Source organism: Streptomyces sp. R-74717, assembly GCF_047305335.1.
GTDB lineage: Bacteria > Actinomycetota > Actinomycetes > Streptomycetales > Streptomycetaceae > Streptomyces > Streptomyces atratus.
Window position 1 is genome coordinate 1,843,300 of sequence record NZ_CP102361.1, and the last position, 20,073, is coordinate 1,863,372.

Annotated in this window: 16 protein-coding genes and 1 pseudogene; 1 reads left to right on the plus strand and 16 read right to left on the minus strand. The window is 69.7% G+C overall.

What is annotated here, in order from left to right:
• Positions 1-4: 4 nt before the first annotated feature.
• From NRF20_RS08240 to NRF20_RS08315, 16 genes are all read right to left on the minus strand, one after another.
• Positions 5-853 carry a TatD family hydrolase gene (locus NRF20_RS08240; protein ID WP_413752313.1) on the minus strand — a complete coding sequence of 283 codons (849 nt, stop codon included), beginning with the start codon at positions 851-853 and terminating at the stop codon, positions 5-7.
• Positions 853-1,512 (minus strand): EboA domain-containing protein, encoded by a 660-nt coding sequence (locus NRF20_RS08245; protein WP_413754544.1) that lies wholly within the window; start codon positions 1,510-1,512, stop codon positions 853-855. Before NRF20_RS08245 ends, NRF20_RS08240 begins: the two co-directional genes overlap by 1 nt.
• A 28-nt stretch (positions 1,513-1,540) precedes the next feature.
• Entirely contained in the window at positions 1,541-2,398 is an 858-nt protein-coding gene (locus NRF20_RS08250; RefSeq protein ID WP_413752315.1) for a sugar phosphate isomerase/epimerase family protein, read from the minus strand.
• Positions 2,395-3,435, minus strand: coding sequence for an SCO3242 family prenyltransferase (locus NRF20_RS08255; protein WP_413752316.1), 1,041 nt, complete (start codon positions 3,433-3,435; stop codon positions 2,395-2,397). Before NRF20_RS08255 ends, NRF20_RS08250 begins: the two co-directional genes overlap by 4 nt.
• A complete protein-coding gene (locus tag NRF20_RS08260) occupies positions 3,432-4,550 on the minus strand; it encodes an inositol-3-phosphate synthase (protein WP_398630637.1) in 1,119 nt (372 codons plus the stop codon). Before NRF20_RS08260 ends, NRF20_RS08255 begins: the two co-directional genes overlap by 4 nt.
• Positions 4,551-4,681: 131 nt before the next feature.
• Positions 4,682-8,404, minus strand: coding sequence for a ThuA domain-containing protein (locus tag NRF20_RS08265; protein WP_413752317.1), 3,723 nt, complete (start codon positions 8,402-8,404; stop codon positions 4,682-4,684).
• Between the two features lie 300 nt (positions 8,405-8,704).
• Positions 8,705-9,709 carry a sugar phosphate isomerase/epimerase family protein gene (locus tag NRF20_RS08270; protein ID WP_398630635.1) on the minus strand — a complete coding sequence of 335 codons (1,005 nt, stop codon included), beginning with the start codon at positions 9,707-9,709 and terminating at the stop codon, positions 8,705-8,707.
• A gap of 12 nt (positions 9,710-9,721) precedes the next feature.
• On the minus strand, positions 9,722-10,963 hold the full coding sequence (locus NRF20_RS08275) for a Gfo/Idh/MocA family protein (protein ID WP_398630634.1): 1,242 nt from the start codon (positions 10,961-10,963) through the stop codon (positions 9,722-9,724).
• A 68-nt stretch (positions 10,964-11,031) separates the two neighbouring features.
• Positions 11,032-12,069: a substrate-binding domain-containing protein gene (locus NRF20_RS08280; protein WP_114247671.1), complete on the minus strand. Its 1,038-nt coding sequence runs from the start codon at positions 12,067-12,069 to the stop codon at positions 11,032-11,034.
• A gap of 100 nt (positions 12,070-12,169) precedes the next feature.
• Positions 12,170-13,219 (minus strand): ABC transporter permease, encoded by a 1,050-nt coding sequence (locus tag NRF20_RS08285; protein ID WP_398630633.1) that lies wholly within the window; start codon positions 13,217-13,219, stop codon positions 12,170-12,172.
• Positions 13,216-14,742, minus strand: coding sequence for a sugar ABC transporter ATP-binding protein (locus NRF20_RS08290; RefSeq protein WP_398630632.1), 1,527 nt, complete (start codon positions 14,740-14,742; stop codon positions 13,216-13,218). The genes NRF20_RS08285 and NRF20_RS08290 overlap by 4 nt, the downstream gene beginning before the upstream one ends.
• Before the next feature lie 141 nt (positions 14,743-14,883).
• Entirely contained in the window at positions 14,884-16,065 is a 1,182-nt protein-coding gene (locus tag NRF20_RS08295) for an ROK family transcriptional regulator (RefSeq protein WP_189279017.1), read from the minus strand.
• A 197-nt stretch (positions 16,066-16,262) separates the two neighbouring features.
• Entirely contained in the window at positions 16,263-16,922 is a 660-nt protein-coding gene (locus NRF20_RS08300) for an NUDIX domain-containing protein (RefSeq protein WP_398630631.1), read from the minus strand.
• 30 nt (positions 16,923-16,952) lie between these two features.
• Complete coding sequence (locus tag NRF20_RS08305; RefSeq protein ID WP_398630630.1) at positions 16,953-17,738, minus strand: DeoR/GlpR family DNA-binding transcription regulator; 786 nt, start codon at positions 17,736-17,738, stop codon at positions 16,953-16,955.
• Between the two features lie 155 nt (positions 17,739-17,893).
• A complete protein-coding gene (locus tag NRF20_RS08310) occupies positions 17,894-18,571 on the minus strand; it encodes a GntR family transcriptional regulator (protein WP_413752318.1) in 678 nt (225 codons plus the stop codon).
• 64 nt (positions 18,572-18,635) lie between these two features.
• Positions 18,636-19,586, minus strand: a complete 951-nt coding sequence (locus NRF20_RS08315; protein WP_398630628.1) for a beta-ketoacyl-ACP synthase III — start codon at positions 19,584-19,586, stop codon at positions 18,636-18,638.
• Between the two features lie 192 nt (positions 19,587-19,778).
• On the opposite strand from NRF20_RS08315, the pseudogene NRF20_RS08320 reads away from it, so the two are divergent.
• Positions 19,779-20,072, plus strand: a pseudogene (locus tag NRF20_RS08320) (4Fe-4S dicluster domain-containing protein); the annotation flags it as partial.
• Position 20,073: the final 1 nt, after the last annotated feature.

Consider the following 20,073-nt stretch of genomic DNA (forward strand, 5'->3'; position numbering starts at 1 on the left):
CGCCTCACTCCCCGCCGCGCAGGATGGAGTTGCCCTCGTGGAGTGGTTCCGGCGCGGCGATGTCGAGCTGGAGCCGGCCGCTCTGCCCGTAGAAGGCGACGGGGTTGCGCCAGAGCACCTGGTCGACGTCGTCCTCGCTGAACCCGGCGGCAAGCATCGCGTCGCCCACCTTGCGGGTCTTGAGAGGGTCGCTCCTTCCCCAGTCGGCGGCCGAGTTGACCAGGACCTTCTCGGTGCCGTGGGACTTGAGTACCGCGATCATGCGGTCCTCGTCCATCTTGGTGTCGGGGTAGATGGAGAAGCCGGCCCAGCAGCCGCTGTCCCTGGCGTCCTTCACGGTCGTCTCGTTGAGGTGATCGAGCAGGACCAGCTCCGGGGGGAGGTGGGATTCGCGGATGACGTCGATGGTGCGGTGCAGTCCCGCGAGCTTGTCGCGGTGCGGGGTGTGCACGAGTGCGGGCAGGCCGTGGTCGGCGGCGAGCTGGAGCTGTGCGGCCAGGGCGGTGTCCTCGGCCGGGGTCATGGAGTCGTAGCCGATCTCGCCGACGGCGACGACGGAGTCCTTGACGAGATAGCGGGGCAGGGCGTCAAGGACGGGGGTGCAGCGGGGGTCGTTGGCCTCTTTGGGGTTGAGGGCGAGCGTGCAGTGGTGGGCGATGCCGTACTGGGCGGCGCGGAAGGGTTCCCAGCCGAGCAGGGCGTCGAAGTAGTCGAAGAAGCTGGCGGGCGAGGTGCGGGGCTGGCCGAGCCAGAAGGAGGGCTCCACGAGGGCGCGGACACCCGCGTCGTACATCGCCTGATAGTCGTCCGTGGTGCGGGAGGTCATATGGATGTGGGGGTCGAAGATGCGCATCAGGACTCCTCCGTGGGGGCGGCAGGGCCGGGGATGGTGAGATCGAGCACCCGGGTGAGGTCGGCGGGGACGCTGCGGCCCGCGGCGATGCGTTCGGCCGCGAAGTCGCCGAGCATGCGGGCGAGTTCCGCGTCACCGCGTGAGCGCCGTGCCAGTTGGTCGGCGGCATCCACGGGGACACCGGTGAAGAGGCATTTGAGAATGGCGTGGCGCCAGTTGTGCGCGTCGAGATGGGCGGCGGCGTACGGGCCGACGGCCGCGGCGACCAGCCGGGTGTCATTGGTGCGCAGGGCGTCCTCGACGAGCACAAGAGCGGTGGGGCCGAGGTCCAGCCGGTGCAGGGTGAGCAGGACGGCGCGTCGTTCGGCGGCGGTGCCCTGCTCGTAGAGCCTGGTCAGGGCGGGCAGTGCGGCGCGGGCTTCGATGAGCAGCAGGGCGCGTACGGAGTCGGCGTGTTCGAGTCCGCAGTACCGGCCGGCGGCGGCGTACCGCAATTCCCACGACGGTACGGCGTACGGGCCGCCGGGCTGTTCGGATTCCTGGTGGGAGGCGGCGTGTTCGGCCTCGGCGAGGGCCTCGTCGAGCCAGGCGCGCGCGGCTCCGCCGAGCTGTGCGTCGAGTTCTTTGTGGGTCAGCAGCGGGGTGGTCGTCGGGGTCATCGGCATGGCGTTGCTCCCTTCGGCGGTTTCAGCGGCTCGACGGACTGTGCTTGCGGAGGAACTCGATGGAGGTGCGGGCGAGTTCGGGGCCGGCGTGGGAGTGACGGGGCAGTTCGACGACGGTGAGGCCGCGGTAGCCGGTGTCCGGGAGGGCGTCGAGCGCTTCGAGTACGGGCGGGAAGTCGATCTCGCCTTCACCGAACGGGAGGTGTTCATGGATGCCTCGGCGCATGTCCTCGATCTGGACGTGCCGCAGCCAGGGGGCGGCGTCGCGGACGCAGTCGGCGGGCGCGGCGGGCTCCAGGCATTGGCAGTGGCCGATGTCCAGGGTCAGTCCGAGCGGTGGTGGATCGCCGCTGAGAACGCGCAGGTGGTGGAAGTCGGCGAGGTTGGCGAGGAGGTGTCCGGGCTCGGGCTCGATCGCCAGGGGGATGCCGGAGCGGTCGGCGGCGTCCAGGACGGGGGCGAGGGAGTCGGTGAGTCGCTGCCAGGCGGTGTCGGGGGTGGTGTCCGGTGGGGTGATGCCGCTGAAGCAGTGCACGGCGTGCGCACCGAGGTCGGCGGCGATGCCGACGGCCCGGACGAGCAGCCGGGTGCGGGCTGCACGGGCCTCGGGGTCCGGGTCGAGGAGCGACGGGCCGTGCTTGCGACGGGGGTCGAGGACGTAGCGGGCCCCGGTCTCCACTGTGACGCCGAGGCCCAGCTCCTGGAGCCTGGACGCCACGTGGCGGGTGCGTGCGGCAATGTCGGGGGCGAGGGGATCGAGGTGCATGTGGTCGAGGGTCAGCCCGACCCCGTCGTAGCCGAGATCGGCGAGGAGTGCGAGGGCGTCGTCCAGGCGGAGGTCGGTGAGCCCGTTGGTGCCGTAGCCGAGGCGGATCGTCATGTGAGGCTCACCTTCCGGGCGAGGGTGCGGGCGAGCGGGACGAGTCCCATGACGGCGAGCCCCGTTCCTGCTGCTCCGGCGCGGGCGGCGAGGGCTGCCTGGAGCGGGATCATCGCCCGGATGCCGCCGCCGACGGCGCGCTGGGTGAGGGGCGGGGACGGGTTGAGGGCGGCGTGGAGGAGGGGACCGGCGGCAGTACGGAAGTAGGAGCCGGTGAGCGCGGTGAGCAGGAGGCGGGGGGCGGTGGAGGCGGGGGGCGCCGGGGGCCGGTGCGACTCCCCCTTCCTGCCGCGTTCCGCATCCGGGGTCGCGTCCCCGGGTCCGCGCTGCTCGCGCAGGGCCGCGGCGCCCAGTGCGGCAGTGACCGCGAGTGCGGCGAGGGGCGCGGTGGTGGATCCGCCCTGCGCCTCGTGCCGTGAGACGGCGGTGACGGCGTAGGTGTGCGCCCCGAGCAGGCCGGCGGCCGGAAGGGCGCCGGAGACGAAGCCGCGCGAAGCCGAAGCCGAAGCCGAACCCGTGCGCGAACCGGAAGCCGAGCCCGTGCGCGACGCCGAGGCCGTACGCGCCCCCGGGCTCGCCGCCCTCTTCGCCGCGCCGGTGGCGGTGGCTCCGAGCAGCAGATCCAGTCCTCGTGCCGCAGCCATCGCCGCCGGTCCCGCCGGGGTGTGCTTGAGGCGGAGGTCGTACGCCCAGACCGTCGCCGCCAGCCCCGTGGCGACCGCGAGGGCCGGTCGGCCGGCCCTCGCGGCGAGACCCAGTCCTGCGGCCGTCAGTGCGCCCGCCGCCGCGAGGGCCGCGCCGGGAGCGATGCGGCCCGAGGGGATCGGCCGGTGCGGGCGGTCGACGGCGTCCTCGTCGCGGTCGGCCCAGTCGTTGAGCGCCATGCCCGCCTCGTACAGGCAGAGCGAGGCGCCGACGGCGAGCGCGGTGCCGCGGTCGGGGCGCCTGCCCGTCGCCGCTGCCCCGGCGAGTGCGTCACCAGGGACGGTGAACAGCGCCGACACCCGCAGCAGCTCCGCCCAGGCCCGTACCGTCACTTCTCCCCCCGCAGCGTTTCGGCGAAGGCGAGCAGCGCCATGTACTGCTCGAAGAGCGCGGCAGGGCCGCCGTCCGGGTCCTTGAAGTAGAAGCCGAGCTGGGGCAAGGGGCCGGTCAGCCCCTTCTCGTGGGCGCGGGCCACCAGTCTGGCCAGGTCCAGAACCAGGGGTGCGGCCAGTGCGGAGTCGCACCCCTGCCAGGTCGTCTGGAGCACCATGCGCGCCCCGAGGAATCCGTCGAACGCGATGTGGTCCCAGGCCGTCTTCCAGTCACCGAGGGCCGGTACGTCGTCGATGTGGACCTCGCCCTCGGGCGCGGTTCCCAGCGTGTCTGCGAGGACGCGTTCCTTGCCCGCGTTCTTGGCCGCGGCCGCGGCCGGGTCGGCCAGCGCCGCTCCGTCCCCGCCGCCCAGCAGGTTGGTGCCCGACCAGGCCCGTACAGGCAGGGCGCGTTGCACGAACATCGGGGCGAGTACGGAGCGGAGCAGCGTCTGGCCGGTCTTGCCGTCGCGGCCCGCGTGAGGAAGTCCGCAGCCCGCGACGGCGTCCTGGAGGGCGGGGGTGCGCAGCCCGGTGGACGGGGTGAAGTTGATGTACGGGCAGCCGGCCCGGAGCGCTGCCGCGGCATAGAGCGAGCTGGCGGGCAACCTCCGCTCGCCGGGGGCCGGGACCGGTTCCGTGGAGGCGACATTGATCACGACCGTCCTGGCCAGGTCGTTCCGGTGCCCGAAGTCCGCGAGGTCGGCGGCGAAGGCGGTGATGAGCTCCTCGTCGCTGCGGGTGTCGCCGGGCAGTGGCCCGCCTGGTCGTATCTCCGCGTCGGCGGCGGCGAGTTCGGAGCGTACCGCCGAGGGAAGGCCGTGCGGCAGCACTCCCCCGGTGGCCAGTGCCTCGGCCCGTTTGGGCAGCGGACAGCCGACGGTGTCGTGTCCGCCGAAGACCAGTGAGGTGAGGGTGGGCAGCCCGCTCTCGGCGAACGGCGGTGTTTCGGTGACCATGCCTGCCGCCGGGTGGAGCCCTGCTGCGACCGCCGCGCACCCCGCTGTGGCGGTGGTGGCGACGGAGCCGCGTGCTCCGATGAACCAGACTCCGGTACGAACGGCGGATGCTGACACGGGCTGCCTCCCTGGCTGGGGGTCCTGGCTGGGCAGAACAAGTGGCGCTGCGCGACGAGGGGACGGGATCGGGTGGTGACGGCGGGCGGGGAGGATGTCCTTCCCCCGCCCGCCGTCGGCCAAAGTGCGCCCTACGCCGAGGGCAGTTCCTTCAACTGGATATTGCGGAAGGACACATGGTCATTGGCACCGTGGTTCTGGATGCCGATGTAGCCGTCCTTCAGGCTCCGTACCGGATCGGTGTTGGTGAAGTCGTTGATCTTCACTCCGTTGAGGAAGACCTGGAGACGTTCGCCCTGGACCTTGATCTCGTAGCTGTTCCACTGGCCGGGCGGCCGCAGGACCTGGTCACGGGCCTTGATGTCCGCCGCCTTGAAGGTATAGACGGAGCCCGTGGTGCGGTCGGGCGCGTCGGTGGCGTCGATCTGGACCTCATAGCCGTTGTTCACCGCGGACCAGGGGTCGTCGGACTCCGGGAAGCCGACGAAGACACCGGAGTTGTCGTCGCCCTCCATCTTCCAGTCGAGCTTGAGCGAGTACGAACCGAGTTCCTTGGCCTGGTAGGTGAGCAGACCCATGCCGCCCTCGGAGCGCAGTTCACCGTCGACGACGTTGAACTTCCCGGGGCCGGCCTGCTTCCAGCCTTCGAGCGTCTTGCCGTTGAAGATCGACCGGTAGCCGGTGTCGGGCTTGCAGTCGGCCTTCACCTGACCGGCCGCGTACCGCATGCCGCCGAGGAGGAGCTGACGGAAGGCCGGTTCGGCGTACGACTCCTTGGTGTGGCCGAGGCCGGTGTAGAAGGAGCGGCCGCCCTGGTAGCTCTGGCACCAGGTGATCGGGTGATCGCCCTTCATGGTGCCGCCGGTGTAGGTCGTCTCGTCGAGTGTGGCAAGGACCTTGGCCTGACTGCGCGGGTTGGTGCGGTAGTTGTACCACTCGTCCGTACGGTCCCAGGCGTCGTCGAGGTGTGCGGTCGCCGGGTGGTTGTGGTCCTCGACGCGTACGGTGGCGGGCTGGATCGCCGGGTGCCCGGCGAAGTACGCACCGACGAGTCCGCCGTAGAACGCCCAGTCGTACTCGGTGTCCGCGGCAGCGTGCACGCCCATGTAACCGCCGCCGGTGGCCACATAGTTCTCGAATGCCTTCTGCTGATCGGCATTGAGCACATCACCGGTCGTCGAGAGGAAGACGACGGCGTCGTACCGCGCCAGGTTGCTGGTCGTGAACTGGCCGGCCGCCTCCGTGGAGTCGACGGTGATGTTGCTGTCCTTGCCGAGTTCCTTCAGTGCGGCGATGCCGTCCGGAATCGCGTCATGGCGGAAGCCGGCCGTCTTCGAGAAGACCAGGACCCGCTTGGCGGTCCGGTCGGGGGCGCTGTTGGAGAGCTCGAAGTCATCGACGTCGTACAACGCTCCGGCGCCTCCCTTGAAGACGAGGAAGAGTTCCGTGGCCTTCTTGGGAACGCCGCGCAGCGGCACGTCGATGTCCTGGAAGTTCTCCCAGCCGCCGGTCACCGGCACCGGTGCGGAGCCGAGGATCGTGCCGGTCGGGGATCCGGACCGTACTTCGAGGAAGCCGCCCGCCCCGCCGGAGGAGATCCGGGCGGTGAGCTTGGCCGAGTCGCCGAGGATGTACGGCTTGAAGGCGATCCAGTCGTCGTTGTTGATGTCGCCGACCGTCTTCCCGCCGTGGGCGGCCGCCTTGTCGTACGTCTTGATGCCGGACGACGAGGTGAAGTGCTCGGCCTGCCGGTGGCGGGGCTGGAGCTGCGACTGGTCGTGCCCGGACAGCGCGGCCTGGCCGCCGCCTCCGTTGTCGGTGTAGGACGCGTCGATGACTCCGAAGATGTTGGCGTTCGGGTCGTGTCCGCCGTCGATCGCGGTCTTGATCGTGCCGGAGCACCCGTTGACGGTGGTGATGGGGTGTCCGTGGCTGTCGTGGCCGAGGACGAAGCGCACCTCGACCTTGGAGCAGTCGATCGTGCCGTCCTCGGGATCGGTGACGGTCACCTTGAACGGGATGTCGTCCCCGAAGTCGAACAGCTGCCCGTCACCGGGGAGTTCCAGGTTCACCTTGGGTGCCGTGTTGCCCACGGTCACACGGACGCTTGCCGCGCCGGTGCGCCCGGTGGGGTCCTTGGCGGTGACGGTGGCGGTGTAGGTGCCGTTCTTCTTGTACGTGTACGTCGGGTTGGCGGCCGTGGAGGTTCCGCCGTCGCCGAAGTCCCAGGCGTAGGTGAGCGCGTCGCCGTCACCGTCCGTGGTGCCCGCGGAGGAGAACTGCACCCTCAGCGGTGCGGTGCCGGATGTCTTGTTGGCCGCCGCCTCGGCGACGGGTGAACGGCCACCGGTGGCGTTCTCGATGCGGTAGAGGGCGGAGTTCTCGTCGCCGCCGAACCAGGAGAGGCCGTAGTCCAGGACGTACAGTGCCCCGTCGGGGCCGAAGGCCATGTCCATCACCTGGGTGCCTGACCAGGGGATGTTGTTGATGGACTTGACCGTGCCGTTGTCGTCCTGCTCGATGCGCTTGATCCAGCGCCGGCCGAACTCTCCGGCGAAGAAGTCCCCGTCATACGCCTCGGGGAACTTCACCGGGGAGTCGAGGTTGGGGTCGTAGTGGTAGACCGGACCGCCCATCGGGGACTCCGATCCGGTACCGAACTCGGGCACGGAGCCGCCGTCGTACGGAATCCACGCGGGCTGCGCCGCGGGCAGGTCGACCAGACCGGTGTTGTGCGGCGAAGTGTTCTTCGGGGCTGCGCAGTCGAAGGCGGCGCCGGAGGTCTTCGTCGCGAAGTCGTAGTCGACATAGGCGTCGTTGTTGCCGGTGCAGAACGGCCAGCCGAAGTTGCCCGGCTTGGTGACCCGGGCGAACTCGACCTGTCCGGCCGGTCCGCGCTTGGGGTCGGCCGCGCCCGCGTCGGGGCCGTAGTCACCGACGTACACAATGCCGGTGGCCTTGTCGACGCTGAAGCGGAACGGGTTGCGGAAGCCCATCGCGTAGATCTCGGGGCGGGTCTTGTCCGTACCCGGCGCGAAGAGGTTGCCGTCCGGAATGGTGTACGAACCGTCGTCTGCGACCTTGATCCTCAGGATCTTGCCGCGCAGGTCGTTGGTGTTGCCCGAGGTGCGCCGGGCGTCGAACGCCGGGTTGCGGTCGGGGCGCTGGTCGATGGGGGTGTAGCCGTCGGAGGCGAACGGGTTGGAGTCGTCGCCGGTGGACAGATACAGGTTGCCCTGGGCGTCGAAGTCGATGTCGCCGCCGACGTGGCAGCAGATGCCGCGCGACGTCTTGACGTCGAGGACCTTCTTCTCGCTGGCCAGGTCGAGGGTGCCGTCCTCCTTGAGGACGAAGCGGGACAGCCGGTTCACTCCGTCGAACTTGGCGAAGTCGGCGGCGGTCCCGGTCTCGGGGGCGTCGCCCGCGGGGGTGTCCAGCGGGGGCGCGTAGAAGAGGTAGACCGCCCGGTTCTCACTGAACTTGGGGTCGATGCCGACGCCCTGGAGGCCTTCCTCGTCATGCGAGTAGACGGGGAGGACACCGGAGATCCTGGTGTTGCCGGCGCTGTCGGTGATCCGCAGCTCGCCGTTGCGCGAGGTGTGCAGCACGCTGCGGTCGGGGAGCACGGCCAGCGACATGGGCTCGCCGGTCTCGGCCGCGCCCTTGGCGAGGGTGACCTGCTGGAAGTCCTCGGCCGCCGCGTCGGCGGCGGCCGGCGAGGACGGTCCTGCTGCGGCCGCTCCGGGCGAGGCGCCCAGGGCGAGGGTGGCCGCCGCGAGCAGTCCGCCGGTGAGCAGCGCGAGGGATTTACGGACGCGGAGCCGCGTTCTGCTCCTGCTTCTGGTTCTGTGCACGAGTGTCCTCCGGAGAGTGCCGGTTGTACGGGCGGGTGCTGCCGTGCCGTTCTGCGCGGGGACTGCCGCGCAGGTCCTGCGGGGCCTGTGGGGCGCCGGTGACCCTGGTCATGTCATGAACACGTTGGGGACGGTAGACCTGTTCGTCCGGGACGGAAAGTCCTTACGCAGCGGTCTTGTTGAACTTTTTCCCGCGTCAGGACAAAGCGGGGTGAGGGCAGGGGTGAGCGCGGGGTGGCGGCGGGCTCACCCCCGCCCCGCCGCTTCCCGGCCCGGGGGCAGCGCCCCCGGGAGGACCCGTCAGTCCCCGCCCCCGAACGCCGCGTCGAACGACGCCGACGGCGGCTCGAAGTCATACCGCTTCAGCGTGGCAAGCGCTTCCGGCGCACCCGCCAGCCGGTCCATCCCCGCGTCCTCCCACTCGACGGAGATCGGCCCCTCGTACTCGATGGACCGGAGCATCCGGAAGACGTCCTCCCACGGCACATCACCGTGCCCGGCGGACACGAAGTCCCAGCCGCGCCGCGGGTCGCCCCACGGCAGATGGGAGCCGAGGCGACCATTGCGGCCGTCCAGCCGCCTTCGGGCCTCCTTGCAGTCCACGTGGTAGATCCGGTCCCGGAAGTCGTACAGGAAGTTGACCGGGTCGAGGTCCTGCCAGACGAAGTGGCTGGGGTCGAAGTTCAGCCCGAACGCGGCCCGGTGACCGACGGCCTCCAGAGCGCGGTGCGTGGTCCAGTAGTCGTACGCGATCTCGCTGGGGTGCACCTCGTGGGCGAACCGCACGCCCTCCGCGTCGAAGACGTCCAGGATCGGGTTCCAGCGCTCGGCGAAGTCCTCGTAACCCCGCTCGATCATCTGCGGCGGGACGGGCGGGAACATCGCGACCAGGTGCCAGATCGAGGAGCCGGTGAAGCCGATGACGGTACGCACCCCGAAGGCGGCGGCCGCGCGGGCGGTGTCCTTGATCTCAGCGGCGGCCCGTCGGCGCACCCCTTCGGGTTCACCGTCGCCCCAGATCCGTGCCGGCAGGATGCCCTGGTGCCGTTCATCGATCGGGTTGTCGCAGACCGCCTGGCCGACGAGGTGGTTGGAGATCGCCCAGCACTTCAGTCCGTACTTGTCGAGCAGCTGCCGCCGCCCGTCCAGATAGCCGGGGTCGGCCAGAGCCTTGTCGACCTCGAAGTGGTCGCCCCAGCAGGCGAGTTCGAGCCCGTCGTACCCGAAGTCCCGGGCGAGCCGGCAGACCTCCTCCAGCGGCAGGTCGGCCCACTGGCCGGTGAAGAGTGTGAAGGGACGGGGCATGCGCAGGACCTCCTAGAGAACTACGGGGGTGTGTACGGAGTTCTTCTCGGCGCTCTCCTCCACCGCTGCGAGCACCCGCTGCACCTGCAGTCCGTCGGCGAACGACGGTGCGGGAGCAGTCCCTTCGGCAATCGTCCGCACCAGGTCACGGGCCTGGTGGATGAAGGTGTGCTCGTAGCCCAGGGCGTGGCCCGGCGGCCACCACGCCTCCAGGTAGGGGTGTTGGGGTTCGGTGACGAGGATGCGCCGGAACCCTGCCGTGGTGGCGGGTTCGGTGTGGTCGTGGAAGGACAGCTCGTTGAGCCGTTCCAGATCGAAGGCGAGCGAGCCGCGCTCCCCGTTGATCTCCAGCCGCAGCGCGTTCTTCCGACCGGCCGCCATCCGGGTCGCCTCGAACGAGGCCAGCGCCCCGGAGGCGAGCCGGCCGGTGAACAGGGCCGCGTCGTCGACGGTCACCGCTCCTCGCGCGGCCGAGTCCGCGGCGCCGGAGAGCCCGGCCGACGAACCGGCGAGCAGCGGCCGTTCCCGTACGAACGTCTCACTGACCGCCGACACCCCGACCAGCAGCTCCCCCGCCAGATACTGGGCCAGGTCGACGATGTGCGCCCCCAGGTCGCCGAGCGCTCCCGAGCCTGCGTGCTCCCGCTTCAGCCGCCAGGTGAGCGGGGAATCGGGGTCGACGAGCCAGTCCTGGAGGTAGGTGGCGCGGACATGCCTCAGGGTGCCGATCCTCCCCTCGGCGATCAGGTGCCGGGCGTAGGTGATCGCGGGCACCTTGCGGTAGTTGAAGCCCACCATCGCCACCTGACCGCGGGCCGCCGCGCGCTGTGCCGCCTCGGTCATGGCCTCGGCCTCGGCGACCGTGTTGGCGAGCGGCTTCTCGCACAGCACGTGCTTGCCCGCCTCCAGGGCGGCGATGGCGATCTCGGCATGGCTGTCGCCGGGGGTACAGATGTCGACGAGCTGCACATCGTCCCGGGCGATGAGGGCCCGCCAGTCGGTCTCCGCCGCCGCCCAGCCGTGACGGGCGGCCGCCGCCTCGACCGCTGCCCGGTCGCGTCCGCAGATCGCGGCGAGAGCCGGTTTCATCGGCAGCTCGAAGACGTGTCCGGCGGTGCGCCACCCCTGAGAGTGGGCGGCGCCCATGAACGCGTATCCGACCATGCCGACTCCGAGCGTCGGCGCACTCGTCATCGGCCGATATGTCGGCGGCGGCGCTGCGGCCTCCTGATCCGTCTCTTCCCTACGGGCCATCCGGGCTTCCTCCTTGTCGGTCGTTCGATGGGTGCGGCAGGAGGGTCAGCACCCTCCTGCGGGGCGTATCAGCTGAAGCCCGTCGGCAGGTACTGGTCGATGTTCTCCTTGGTGACCACGGCCGAGTAGAGGGTGAGACTGGTCGGGATCTCCAGTTCGGCCAGGCCGCCGATGCCCTTGCCCTGTCCGAGGGCGCGGGCCAGGTCGATGGCGGACGCGGCCATCGTCGGCGGGTAGAGAACGGTGGCCTTCAGCACGCTGTTGTCGGCCTTGATGGCATCCATCGCGGACTTGGCGCCCGCGCCGCCGACCATCAGGAACTCGTCGCGTCCCGCCTGCTGAATGGCGCGCAGCGCGCCCACGCCCTGGTCGTCGTCGTGGTTCCACAGGGCGTCGAACTTCTTCTGCGCCTGAAGGAGTTGGGCCATCTTCGCCTGGCCCGACTCGACGGTGAAATCGGCTGCCTGACGGGCCACCAGTTTGATGTTGGGGTAGTTCTTCAGCGCGTCGGCGAAGCCCTGGCTGCGCTGCTTGGTGAGCTCCAGGTTGTCGATGCCGGCCAGCTCGACGACCTTGGCATTCGCCTTGTCCTTGAGCTGCTCGCCGATGTACGTACCGGCATTCAGCCCCATGCCGTAGTTGTCGCCGCCGACCCAGCACCGGTACGCCTGCGGCGAGGCGAAGATCCGGTCCAGGTTGACGACGGGGATACCCGCCTTCATCGCTTCCAGACCGACCTGGGTGAGCGCCTTGCCGTCGGCGGGGAGGATGACGAGGACGTCGACCTTCTTGTTGATGAGGGTCTTCACCTGGCCGATCTGGGCGGCGGTGTCGTTGGAGCCCTCGGTGATCTCCAGGGTCACCTCGGAGTACTTCGCCGCTCGCGACTTGGCGTTCTCGTTGATGGCGTTGAGCCAGCCGTGGTCGGCCTGCGGGCCCGCGAAGCCGATGGTGACGGGCTTGCCGGGCTTGTCGTCGGCGGCGGGCTGATTGCTCTGCGCGGTCTCCGACTTCTTGGGCTCGTTGCTGGTGCAGGCGGTGAGGAGGGCGCCCGCGGAGACGGCTGCGGTGCCGAAGAGCAGTCCTCTGCGGCTGGTTTCTGGCATGGCTGTCAAACCCTTCATCCGGTGCGTGACATGTCACATATGGCGTTCGGGACGGTGGGCGGTATGGAGAAGCGGAGCTGCCGGGAGTGCGCCCGGGGGCTCAGGTCTCCCCGTGCGCCGATGTGCGGCGCTGGACCAGGACGGCGGCGACGATGATCGCGCCCTTGGCGATCTGCTGGACGTCGCTCTGCAGATTGTTGAGAGCGAAGATGTTGGTGATGGTGGTGAAGACGAGGACACCGAGCACGGAGCCGACGATGGTGCCGCGTCCGCCGCTGAGCAGGGTGCCGCCGATGATCGCGGCGGCGATGGCGTCGAGCTCGTACAGATTGCCGTTGGTGTTCTGTCCCGAGCCGGAAAGGATGATCAGCATGAAGGCGGCGATGCCGCAGCAGAGGCCGGAGAGCAGATAGAGGTAGAGCCGCTGCCGTCGTACGTCGATACCGGCCAGCCTGGCCGCTTCCGCGTTGCCGCCGACCGCGACGGTACGCCGTCCGAAGGTCGTGCGGTTCAGCACCAGCCAGCCGATGACGGTCACCGCGGCGAACATCATGACCAGGGGCGGGATGCCGAGGACATACGAGTCGGGCAGGCCCAGGTCGAGGACCGACTTGACGGTGACGATCTGGGTCTTGCCGTCGGTGATCTGGAGGGCGAGCCCGCGGGCCGAGGCGAGCATGGCCAGCGTCGCGATGAACGGCACCATCCGGCCGTACGCGATGAGCACCCCGTTCACCAGCCCGGCACCGAGTCCGACGATCACGGCGGTGAACAGGATTCCTGCGAAGCCGTACTCCTGGGTGGCGAGCGTGGTCGCCCAGACGGAGGCGAGCGCGACCATCGCACCGACCGACAGGTCGATGCCGCCGCTGGTGATGACGAAGGTCATCCCGACGGTGACGACGCCGATGACGGACGACTGGGTCAGGATCAGCTGAAGGTTTCCGGTGTCCAGGAAGGCATCGGGCTCGGTGAATCCGCCGACGGCGACAAGTACGGCGAGAACGCCGAGGAGCGAGAGGTTACGGACGTCCGCGCGCAGGCCGAAGGTGCGCGAAGGTCCGTCCTTCTTACGGGGTTCGGCGACCGGGGCGGGGACGGCCCCCTTGTCCGGCCCGCCCTGCTGCGCCGAGGAAACGGGCTGCGTCATGACGTCGGGCTCCCTTCCATCACAAGGTCGAGTACGCGGTGCTCGTCGAGCTCCCGGGCGTCCGCCGCATGCACGACGCGGCCCTCACGGAGCACCAGCACCCGGTCGGCGAGGCCCAGCACTTCGGGTACCTCGCTGGAGACGAGCAGCACGGCGAGGCCTTCGTCGGCCAGCCGGCGGATCACGGCGTAGAGCTCGGCGCGGGCGCCGACGTCCACACCGCGGGTCGGTTCGTCGAGCAGCAGCACGCGGCAGCCGCGCAGCAGCCATCGGGCCAGGACGGCTTTCTGCTGATTGCCGCCGGAGAGCGTGCGGACGGGGGTGTCCGGGTTGTCGGGGCGCAGGGAGAGCTCGCGGGTGGCGATGCGGGCCGCTCGGCGCTCGGCCCCCCGGTCGATCCAACCTGCCCTGGAGAAGCGGGACATGGAGGAGACGGAGACATTGCGAGTGACGGATTCGAGCATCAGCAGGGCTTGTGCCTTGCGTTCCTCGGGGGCGAGGCCGATGCCTGCGGCGACGGCCGCGCGGACGCTGCCGGGCCGGAGCTGTTTGCCGGCCACGGTGACCCGTCCGGCGCTCGGCTTGCGGGCGCCGTAGACGGTCTCCAGGATCTCGGAGCGCCCCGATCCGACGAGTCCGGCCAGGCCGACGATCTCGCCGGGCCTCAGCTCGAGGTCCAACGGGTCGAATTCGCCCTTCCTAGCCAGTCCTTCGACCTTCAGTACCGGCTCCGCCACTGCCGCTCCCGCGCTGCCCGTGGTGCGCGGCGGGAAGACGTACTCGACATTGCGGCCGGTCATCATGGCAACGATGTCTCGTGTCGGTGTGGACTTGGCGGGCAGCCCCACGGCGACGGCCCGGCCGTCCTTGAGCACGGTCACCCGGTCGCCGATCCTGCGGATCTCCTCCAGGCGGTGCGAGATGTAGACGACGGCGACCCCGTCGGCGGTGAGGGCGGCGACGATACGGAAGAGGTTGTCGACCTCGTCGGGGTCGAGTGCGGCGGACGGCTCATCCATCACGATGAGCCGTACGTCGTGGGAGAGCGCCCGCGCCATGGAGACGATCTGCTGCTGGGCGGCGGACAGTTCACCGACCGCCCTGGCCGGGTCGATCTCCGGGTGGCCGAGACGCTTCAGCAGTGCGGCGGCTGCCGTGCGGCCCTCGCGGGTGCGGACGACGAAGCGGGCGGTGGTGGGTTCATGGCCGAGGAAGACGTTCTCGGCGACCGACAGGCCCTCGACCAGGTCGAGTTCCTGGTAGATGGTGGCGATGCCCAGGCGCATCGCGGCGATGGGCGACTTGAGCGCGGCCGGTTCGCCGCGCCAGGTGATCTCGCCACCGTCGGGCTGATGGGCCCCGGCGAGCACCTTGATGAGGGTGGACTTGCCGGCGCCGTTCTGCCCGAGCAGACAGTGGACTTCGCCGGCCTGGACCTCCAGGTCCACGCCGTCGAGGGCGCGTACTCCGGGGAACGACTTGGTGATGCCGGACATGGTGAGCAGGGGTGGTTCCGGTGCCATGGCAAATCCCCTCGGCGAGTGGGGTCTCCCCTGCTCGAGCGCAGCCGAGAGCTTGGGGAAGGCCGGTGAGCGGGCAGGGCTGTACCAGGTGCGGTGGTGCGGGTGTTTCCGGACTGTGCCGATGTACTGCCGGCCCGAGGGTCAGGCCGGTGAGAACAGGTGATCGCTGATGAGGCGGGCGGCGCCGATCACTCCGGCGGCCGGTCCCAACTCGCCCAGCACGATGGGAAGATTGCCGGTGGCCAGCGGCAGCGACTGCCGGTAGACCTGGGTCCGGACGCTGGCGAGGAGCGTGTGACCGAGGCCGGTCACACCGCCGCCGATCACCACCAGTCCGGGATTGAAGAAGCTGACGAGTCCCGCGATGACCTGGCCGACCCGGTTGCCGCCTTCGCGGATCAGGTCGAGCGAGGTCGCGTCACCGGCGGCCGCGGCGGCGGCCACATCGGCGGCGGTGAGCTTTCCGGCCGCCTCCAGCCGGCCCGAGAGTTCCGCCGACTGCCCGGCGCGCGCCGCGTCCTCGGCGTCCCGGGCGAGCGCGGCACCGCTGAAGTGGGCTTCCAGGCAGCCCCGGTTGCCGCAGGCGCAGGCGCGTCCATCGGGTTCGACCTGGATATGGCCGATGTCTCCGGCGCTGCCCGTCGTACCGCGGTGGACCTCGCCGCCGACGACGATGCCGCAGCCGATACCCGTACCGATCTTGACGCAGAGGAAGTCGCCCACGGAGCGCGCGACGCCCGCGTGCTGCTCCCCCATCGCCATCAGGTTCACATCGTTGTCGACCATGACGGGGCAGCCCAGTTCCTGGCTGAGCGCCTCGCGGACCGGGAAGCCGTCCCAGCCGGGCATGATCGGCGGTGCAACCGGTACCCCTTCGGGGAAGCGGACCGGTCCGGGTACGCCGATGCCCGCGCCGTCGAAACCTTCGGCGAGCCCGGAGGCCCGCAGTTTGGCCGCCATGGACAGCACCTGCTCGAAGATGGCGACGGGACCTTCGCGTACGTCCATGGGGTGGTTGAGGTGGCCCAGGACCTCCAACTCGGCGTTGGTGACGGCCACATCGACGGATGTGGCACCGATGTCGACGCCGAGGAAGCGCAGCTGCGGGGCGAGCCTGATGTTGTGCGAGCGACGTCCTCCGCGGGATGCGGCGAGTCCGTCGGCCACGACGAGTCCGGTCTCCAGCAGCCTGTCGACCTCAACGGCGAGCTTGGAGCGGGAGAGATCGACCTGATCCCCCAGCTGTGCCCGTGAGTTGGGCCCGCCGTCGCGCAACAGCCTGAGCAGTCGCGCCTGATGCGCATTCGCGGGTCGTGCCGTCATACGTCTCACGCGCCCCTCCCCGCCACATCGGCCTGTCCGTCGGGCTTTCGAGGGGAACGTAGCAGCGGTTGCCCGGAGTGGGAAGAAGTTGCGCAGGAATCCACCACAACTTTCTCCACACCGAGGACAAAGCTGTTCGGCCGGCCACCGGCGCGGGTGACGTCCGGGGCGTGCACCGGGGTGGGTCGGGTCGGAAGTCAGCGGTGCCGGAACGGGCCGTCCAGGGCCGCCCACTGGAGCAGCATGATGGTCTTGGCGTCGGCGATGGCCCCGCAGCGGACCATGGAGAGAGCCTCCTCGAAGGGGAGTTCCACGGTCTCGATGTCCTCGCCCTCGGCCGCGACCCCGTGCGCGCCGACGGTGTCAACCGTCGAGCGGTAGGGGGCGGCGAAGAAGTGCAGGCGTTCGGTGACCGATCCGGGGCTCATGTAGACGTCGAAGACGCGCTCGGGCGTTCCGACGAGGTGTCCGGTCTCCTCGGCCGCTTCCCTGCGGATGGCTTCCTCGGGGCTGTCGCCGTCGAGCAGCCCGGCGGCGGTCTCGATCAGCATCCCGTCGTGGTGCCCGTTGACGTAGGCGGGCAGCCTGAACTGACGGGTCAGCAGAACGGTGCGGCGACCGGGGTGGTACAGCAGAATCGTGGCTCCGTCGCCCCGGTCGTAGGTCTCGCGCTGTTCCCGGCTCCAATGGCCGTCGCTGTGCTGATAGTCGAAGGTCGTCCTGCGCAGGACGTACCAGTCGCAGGACAGCACCTCCACCTCACTGATGCGCACCCGCGGATTGCCGGTCAGGTCGCGGCCGTGCCGGTCCAGACCGGTGCGTCCGCGGCGGTCGGGGGTGTCCAGGCCTGCGGTCATGATGTGCGCTCCTCGCGGTGGATCCGGTTCTCAGGCCAGGACGGTGTGGACGCCCGCATCACGCAGGGCGGACAGCGTCAGCGGGCCATTGGGGTGGGTGGCGGCGTCCTGTGCCGCGCCGTCGGTGACGAACACGTCCACCGCGCCCACGGCTGCGACCTGACTGAACGCGCGCACCCCGAGTTTGGTCGCGTCGGCAACGGCGATGGTCCGGTCCGATTGCGCGAGCGCGGCCCGCTTGACGGCCGCGTCGTCCAGCGAGAACTCCGACCAGCCGTACTCGGCGTGCACACCGCCGATGGACAGTACGAAGCAGTCGAAGGCCAGCGCCTCGATGGTGCGCAGGGCCAGCGGGCCGACCAGCGACTGTTCACCGGGGCGGGACCGGCCACCGATGATCAACAGCTCGATCCCGGGCCGGTCCGCCAGGCGGACCGCGGCCTGAAGACTGACCACCGCCACCGTCAGGGGCGCCCGTTCGGCCAGGTGCTCGGCGACGTGCACGGTGGTGGTGCCCGCGTCGAGAAGCACCCGCGATCCCGGCTCCACCATCGCGGCCACGGCCGCACCGAGCCGGTCCTTCGTCGCGGCCTGCCACGGCTCACGGGCGGAGAAGCCCGCGCCCTCCTCACGTGCACGCGTGGCGACCGCACCGCCGTGCACCCTGCGCACCAGCCCCTGCCGCTCCAGTGCGTCGAGATCCCGGCGGACGGTCATTTCGGAGACTCCCAGGCGATGGGAGAGCTCCGACACGGAAACCCGGTCGGAGCCCTGCACCAATCGCAGGGTCAGGTCCAGACGATTGGCGACACCCATGACTCATTTCTAACACATCGATGTTCGATTGAACACCTGACTGTGAGAAACCCGAAAGGCTCCAGGATCCAGGACGGCGCGGAACGCAGAAAAGGGCCTGGGCTCAAGGCCCAGACCCTTCCCTCACCACACCGCTCGACCTGTCCGGCCGCGCGCTAGCCCTCTTCGCGCTGGTGGTACGTCTTGCGCGTGTGTTCCGTGTGCGCCCGCATGATCTCCGTGGCCCGCCGCTCGTCGCGCGAGGAGATCGCCGCGATGAGTGAGCGGTGCTCGATCCAGGACTGGGTGCCGCGCCGGCGGGCCACCGGGGCGTAGTACCAGCGCACCCGGCGGTCCACCTGCCCGGCGAGTTCGGAGAGGACGACATTGCCCGCCAGCTCCATGACCTTGGCATGGAAGGCCGCGTCGGTGGCGACCGCCAGGTCCACGTCGTCGTCGGCGACGGCCTGCTCACCCTTGGCGCAGAGCTCCTCCAGGGCGGCGATCCCGGCGGCGGGGGAGTTGGCCGCGGCAAGACGGGCGGCCTCGGCCTCCAGGAGGGTGCGGACCGAGAGCAGCTGGTCCGCCTCCTCCTCGGTGGGCTCATGGACGAACGCACCCTGGGCGGGCCGCAGATCGACCCAGCCCTCGGTGTTCAGCCGCTGCAATGCCTCCCGCACCGGCTGCCTGGACACTCCGAGATGGCCGGCCAGCTCGCTCTCGACCAGATGCCGGCCGGGACGGAGCACACGCGTCGTGATGAGCTCGAGCAGCGCCTCGTACACGCGCTCGCGCAGCGGACCGGGCCGCTCCAGCTTCGGCACAGCCCCTTGCGGGAGCCCTGTGGACAACATCGCGATCCCCCTCCGAGCGACGAGCAATTGCTTATTGTCTACAGTCTACCGAGCACAATGCCCCTCAGGGACAGCGGATCACCTGACCCGCGTACGAGAGATTCCCGCCGAAGCCGAAAAGCAGCACCGGCCCGCCACTGTGGACCTCACCGCGCTCCACCAGCTTGGACAGGGCCATCGGGATGGACGCCGCGGATGTATTGCCGGAATCCACGACATCCCGGGCGATGACCGCGTTGACGGCACCGATCTTCCTGGCGACCGGTTCGATGATCCTCAGATTGGCCTGATGCAGTACCACCGCGGCCAGATCCTCGGGGGCGACACCGGCCTTTTCGCACACCCTGCGGGCGATGGGCGGCAGCTGCGTGGTGGCCCAGCGGTATACGGACTGCCCCTCCTGTGCGAACCGTGGGGGCGTCCCCTCGATCCGTACCGCGTTCCCCATCTCCGGCACCGAGCCCCACAGCACGGGGCCGATCCCGGGCCGGTCGCCGCCGTCGACGTCCGCGACGACGACCGCCGCACCGGCTCCGTCGCCGAGCAGGACACAGGTGCTGCGGTCGGTCCAGTCCGCGATGTCCGCCATCTTGTCGGCGCCGATGACGAGGACGCGCTCGGCCGCGCCCGCCCTGATCGCATGGTCGGCGGTGGCGAGGGCGTGCGTGAAGCCGGAGCAGACGACGTTGATGTCCATCACCGCGGGCGAGCCCATGCCGAGCCGGGCGGCGACCCGGGCCGACATGCTCGGTGAACGGTCGATCGCGGTGGAGGTCGCGACAAGAACCAGATCGACTTCGGCGGGCTGCAGCCCCGCCGCGGCAAGCGCCTTGCCCCCCGCGTGCGCGGCCATCTCGTCCACCGGCTCGTCAGGGCCTCCGACATGGCGGGTCTTGATGCCGACGCGACTGGTGATCCACTCGTCACTGGTGTCCACCATGGCCGCCAGATCGTCGTTGGTGAGCACCTTGGCGGGCTGATAGTGGCCGAGCGCCACGACACGTGAGCCGGTCATGTACAAGATCCCCTCGCTACATATGGCAGGAACCAACCAGTCTTGGTCGCTACCGCCCGGTACAGGGGCACGTGATCCCACAGGATTACCACCCGGCCATTGGAGACTTGGCAACAGCCTTGACCACAGAAAGCATACTGCAGACAATATTCTGTCGACTTGACATCGTCTGCTGTCCCCTCGCCCGGTCCACCGCTCACCGATTCGGCCTGTGTCCACTGCGGCAACTGCATCGAGGTGTGCCCCACCGGCGCGCTCTCCTTCAAGACCGAATTCGATAGGCGCACGGCCGGGACCTGGGACGAACAGGCCCAGACGGAGACCACCACCATCTGCGCGTACTGCGGTGCCGGCTGCAAGGTCACACTCCATGTGCAGGACAATGAGACCGTCAAGGTCACCTCTCCGCACGACAATCCGGTGACCCACGGCAACCTCTGCATCAAGGGCCGGTTCGGCTTCCAACACGTACAGAATCGGGTTTAAC

What these genes read in the sequence shown, in the direction of transcription:
- NRF20_RS08240 (WP_413752313.1), bottom strand. Translation starts at nt 853, where the DNA reads ATGCGCATCTTCGACCCCCACATCCATATGACCTCCCGCACCACGGAC.
- NRF20_RS08245 (WP_413754544.1), bottom strand. Translation starts at nt 1,512, where the DNA reads ATGACCCCGACGACCACCCCGCTGCTGACCCACAAAGAACTCGACGCA.
- NRF20_RS08250 (WP_413752315.1), bottom strand. Translation starts at nt 2,398, where the DNA reads ATGACGATCCGCCTCGGCTACGGCACCAACGGGCTCACCGACCTCCGC.
- NRF20_RS08270 (WP_398630635.1), bottom strand. Translation starts at nt 9,709, where the DNA reads ATGCCCCGTCCCTTCACACTCTTCACCGGCCAGTGGGCCGACCTGCCG.
- NRF20_RS08275 (WP_398630634.1), bottom strand. Translation starts at nt 10,963, where the DNA reads ATGGCCCGTAGGGAAGAGACGGATCAGGAGGCCGCAGCGCCGCCGCCG.
- NRF20_RS08280 (WP_114247671.1), bottom strand. Translation starts at nt 12,069, where the DNA reads ATGCCAGAAACCAGCCGCAGAGGACTGCTCTTCGGCACCGCAGCCGTC.
- NRF20_RS08285 (WP_398630633.1), bottom strand. Translation starts at nt 13,219, where the DNA reads ATGACGCAGCCCGTTTCCTCGGCGCAGCAGGGCGGGCCGGACAAGGGG.
- NRF20_RS08290 (WP_398630632.1), bottom strand. Translation starts at nt 14,742, where the DNA reads ATGGCACCGGAACCACCCCTGCTCACCATGTCCGGCATCACCAAGTCG.
- NRF20_RS08295 (WP_189279017.1), bottom strand. Translation starts at nt 16,065, where the DNA reads ATGACGGCACGACCCGCGAATGCGCATCAGGCGCGACTGCTCAGGCTG.
- NRF20_RS08300 (WP_398630631.1), bottom strand. Translation starts at nt 16,922, where the DNA reads ATGACCGCAGGCCTGGACACCCCCGACCGCCGCGGACGCACCGGTCTG.
- NRF20_RS08305 (WP_398630630.1), bottom strand. Translation starts at nt 17,738, where the DNA reads ATGGGTGTCGCCAATCGTCTGGACCTGACCCTGCGATTGGTGCAGGGC.
- NRF20_RS08310 (WP_413752318.1), bottom strand. Translation starts at nt 18,571, where the DNA reads ATGTTGTCCACAGGGCTCCCGCAAGGGGCTGTGCCGAAGCTGGAGCGG.
- NRF20_RS08315 (WP_398630628.1), bottom strand. Translation starts at nt 19,586, where the DNA reads ATGACCGGCTCACGTGTCGTGGCGCTCGGCCACTATCAGCCCGCCAAG.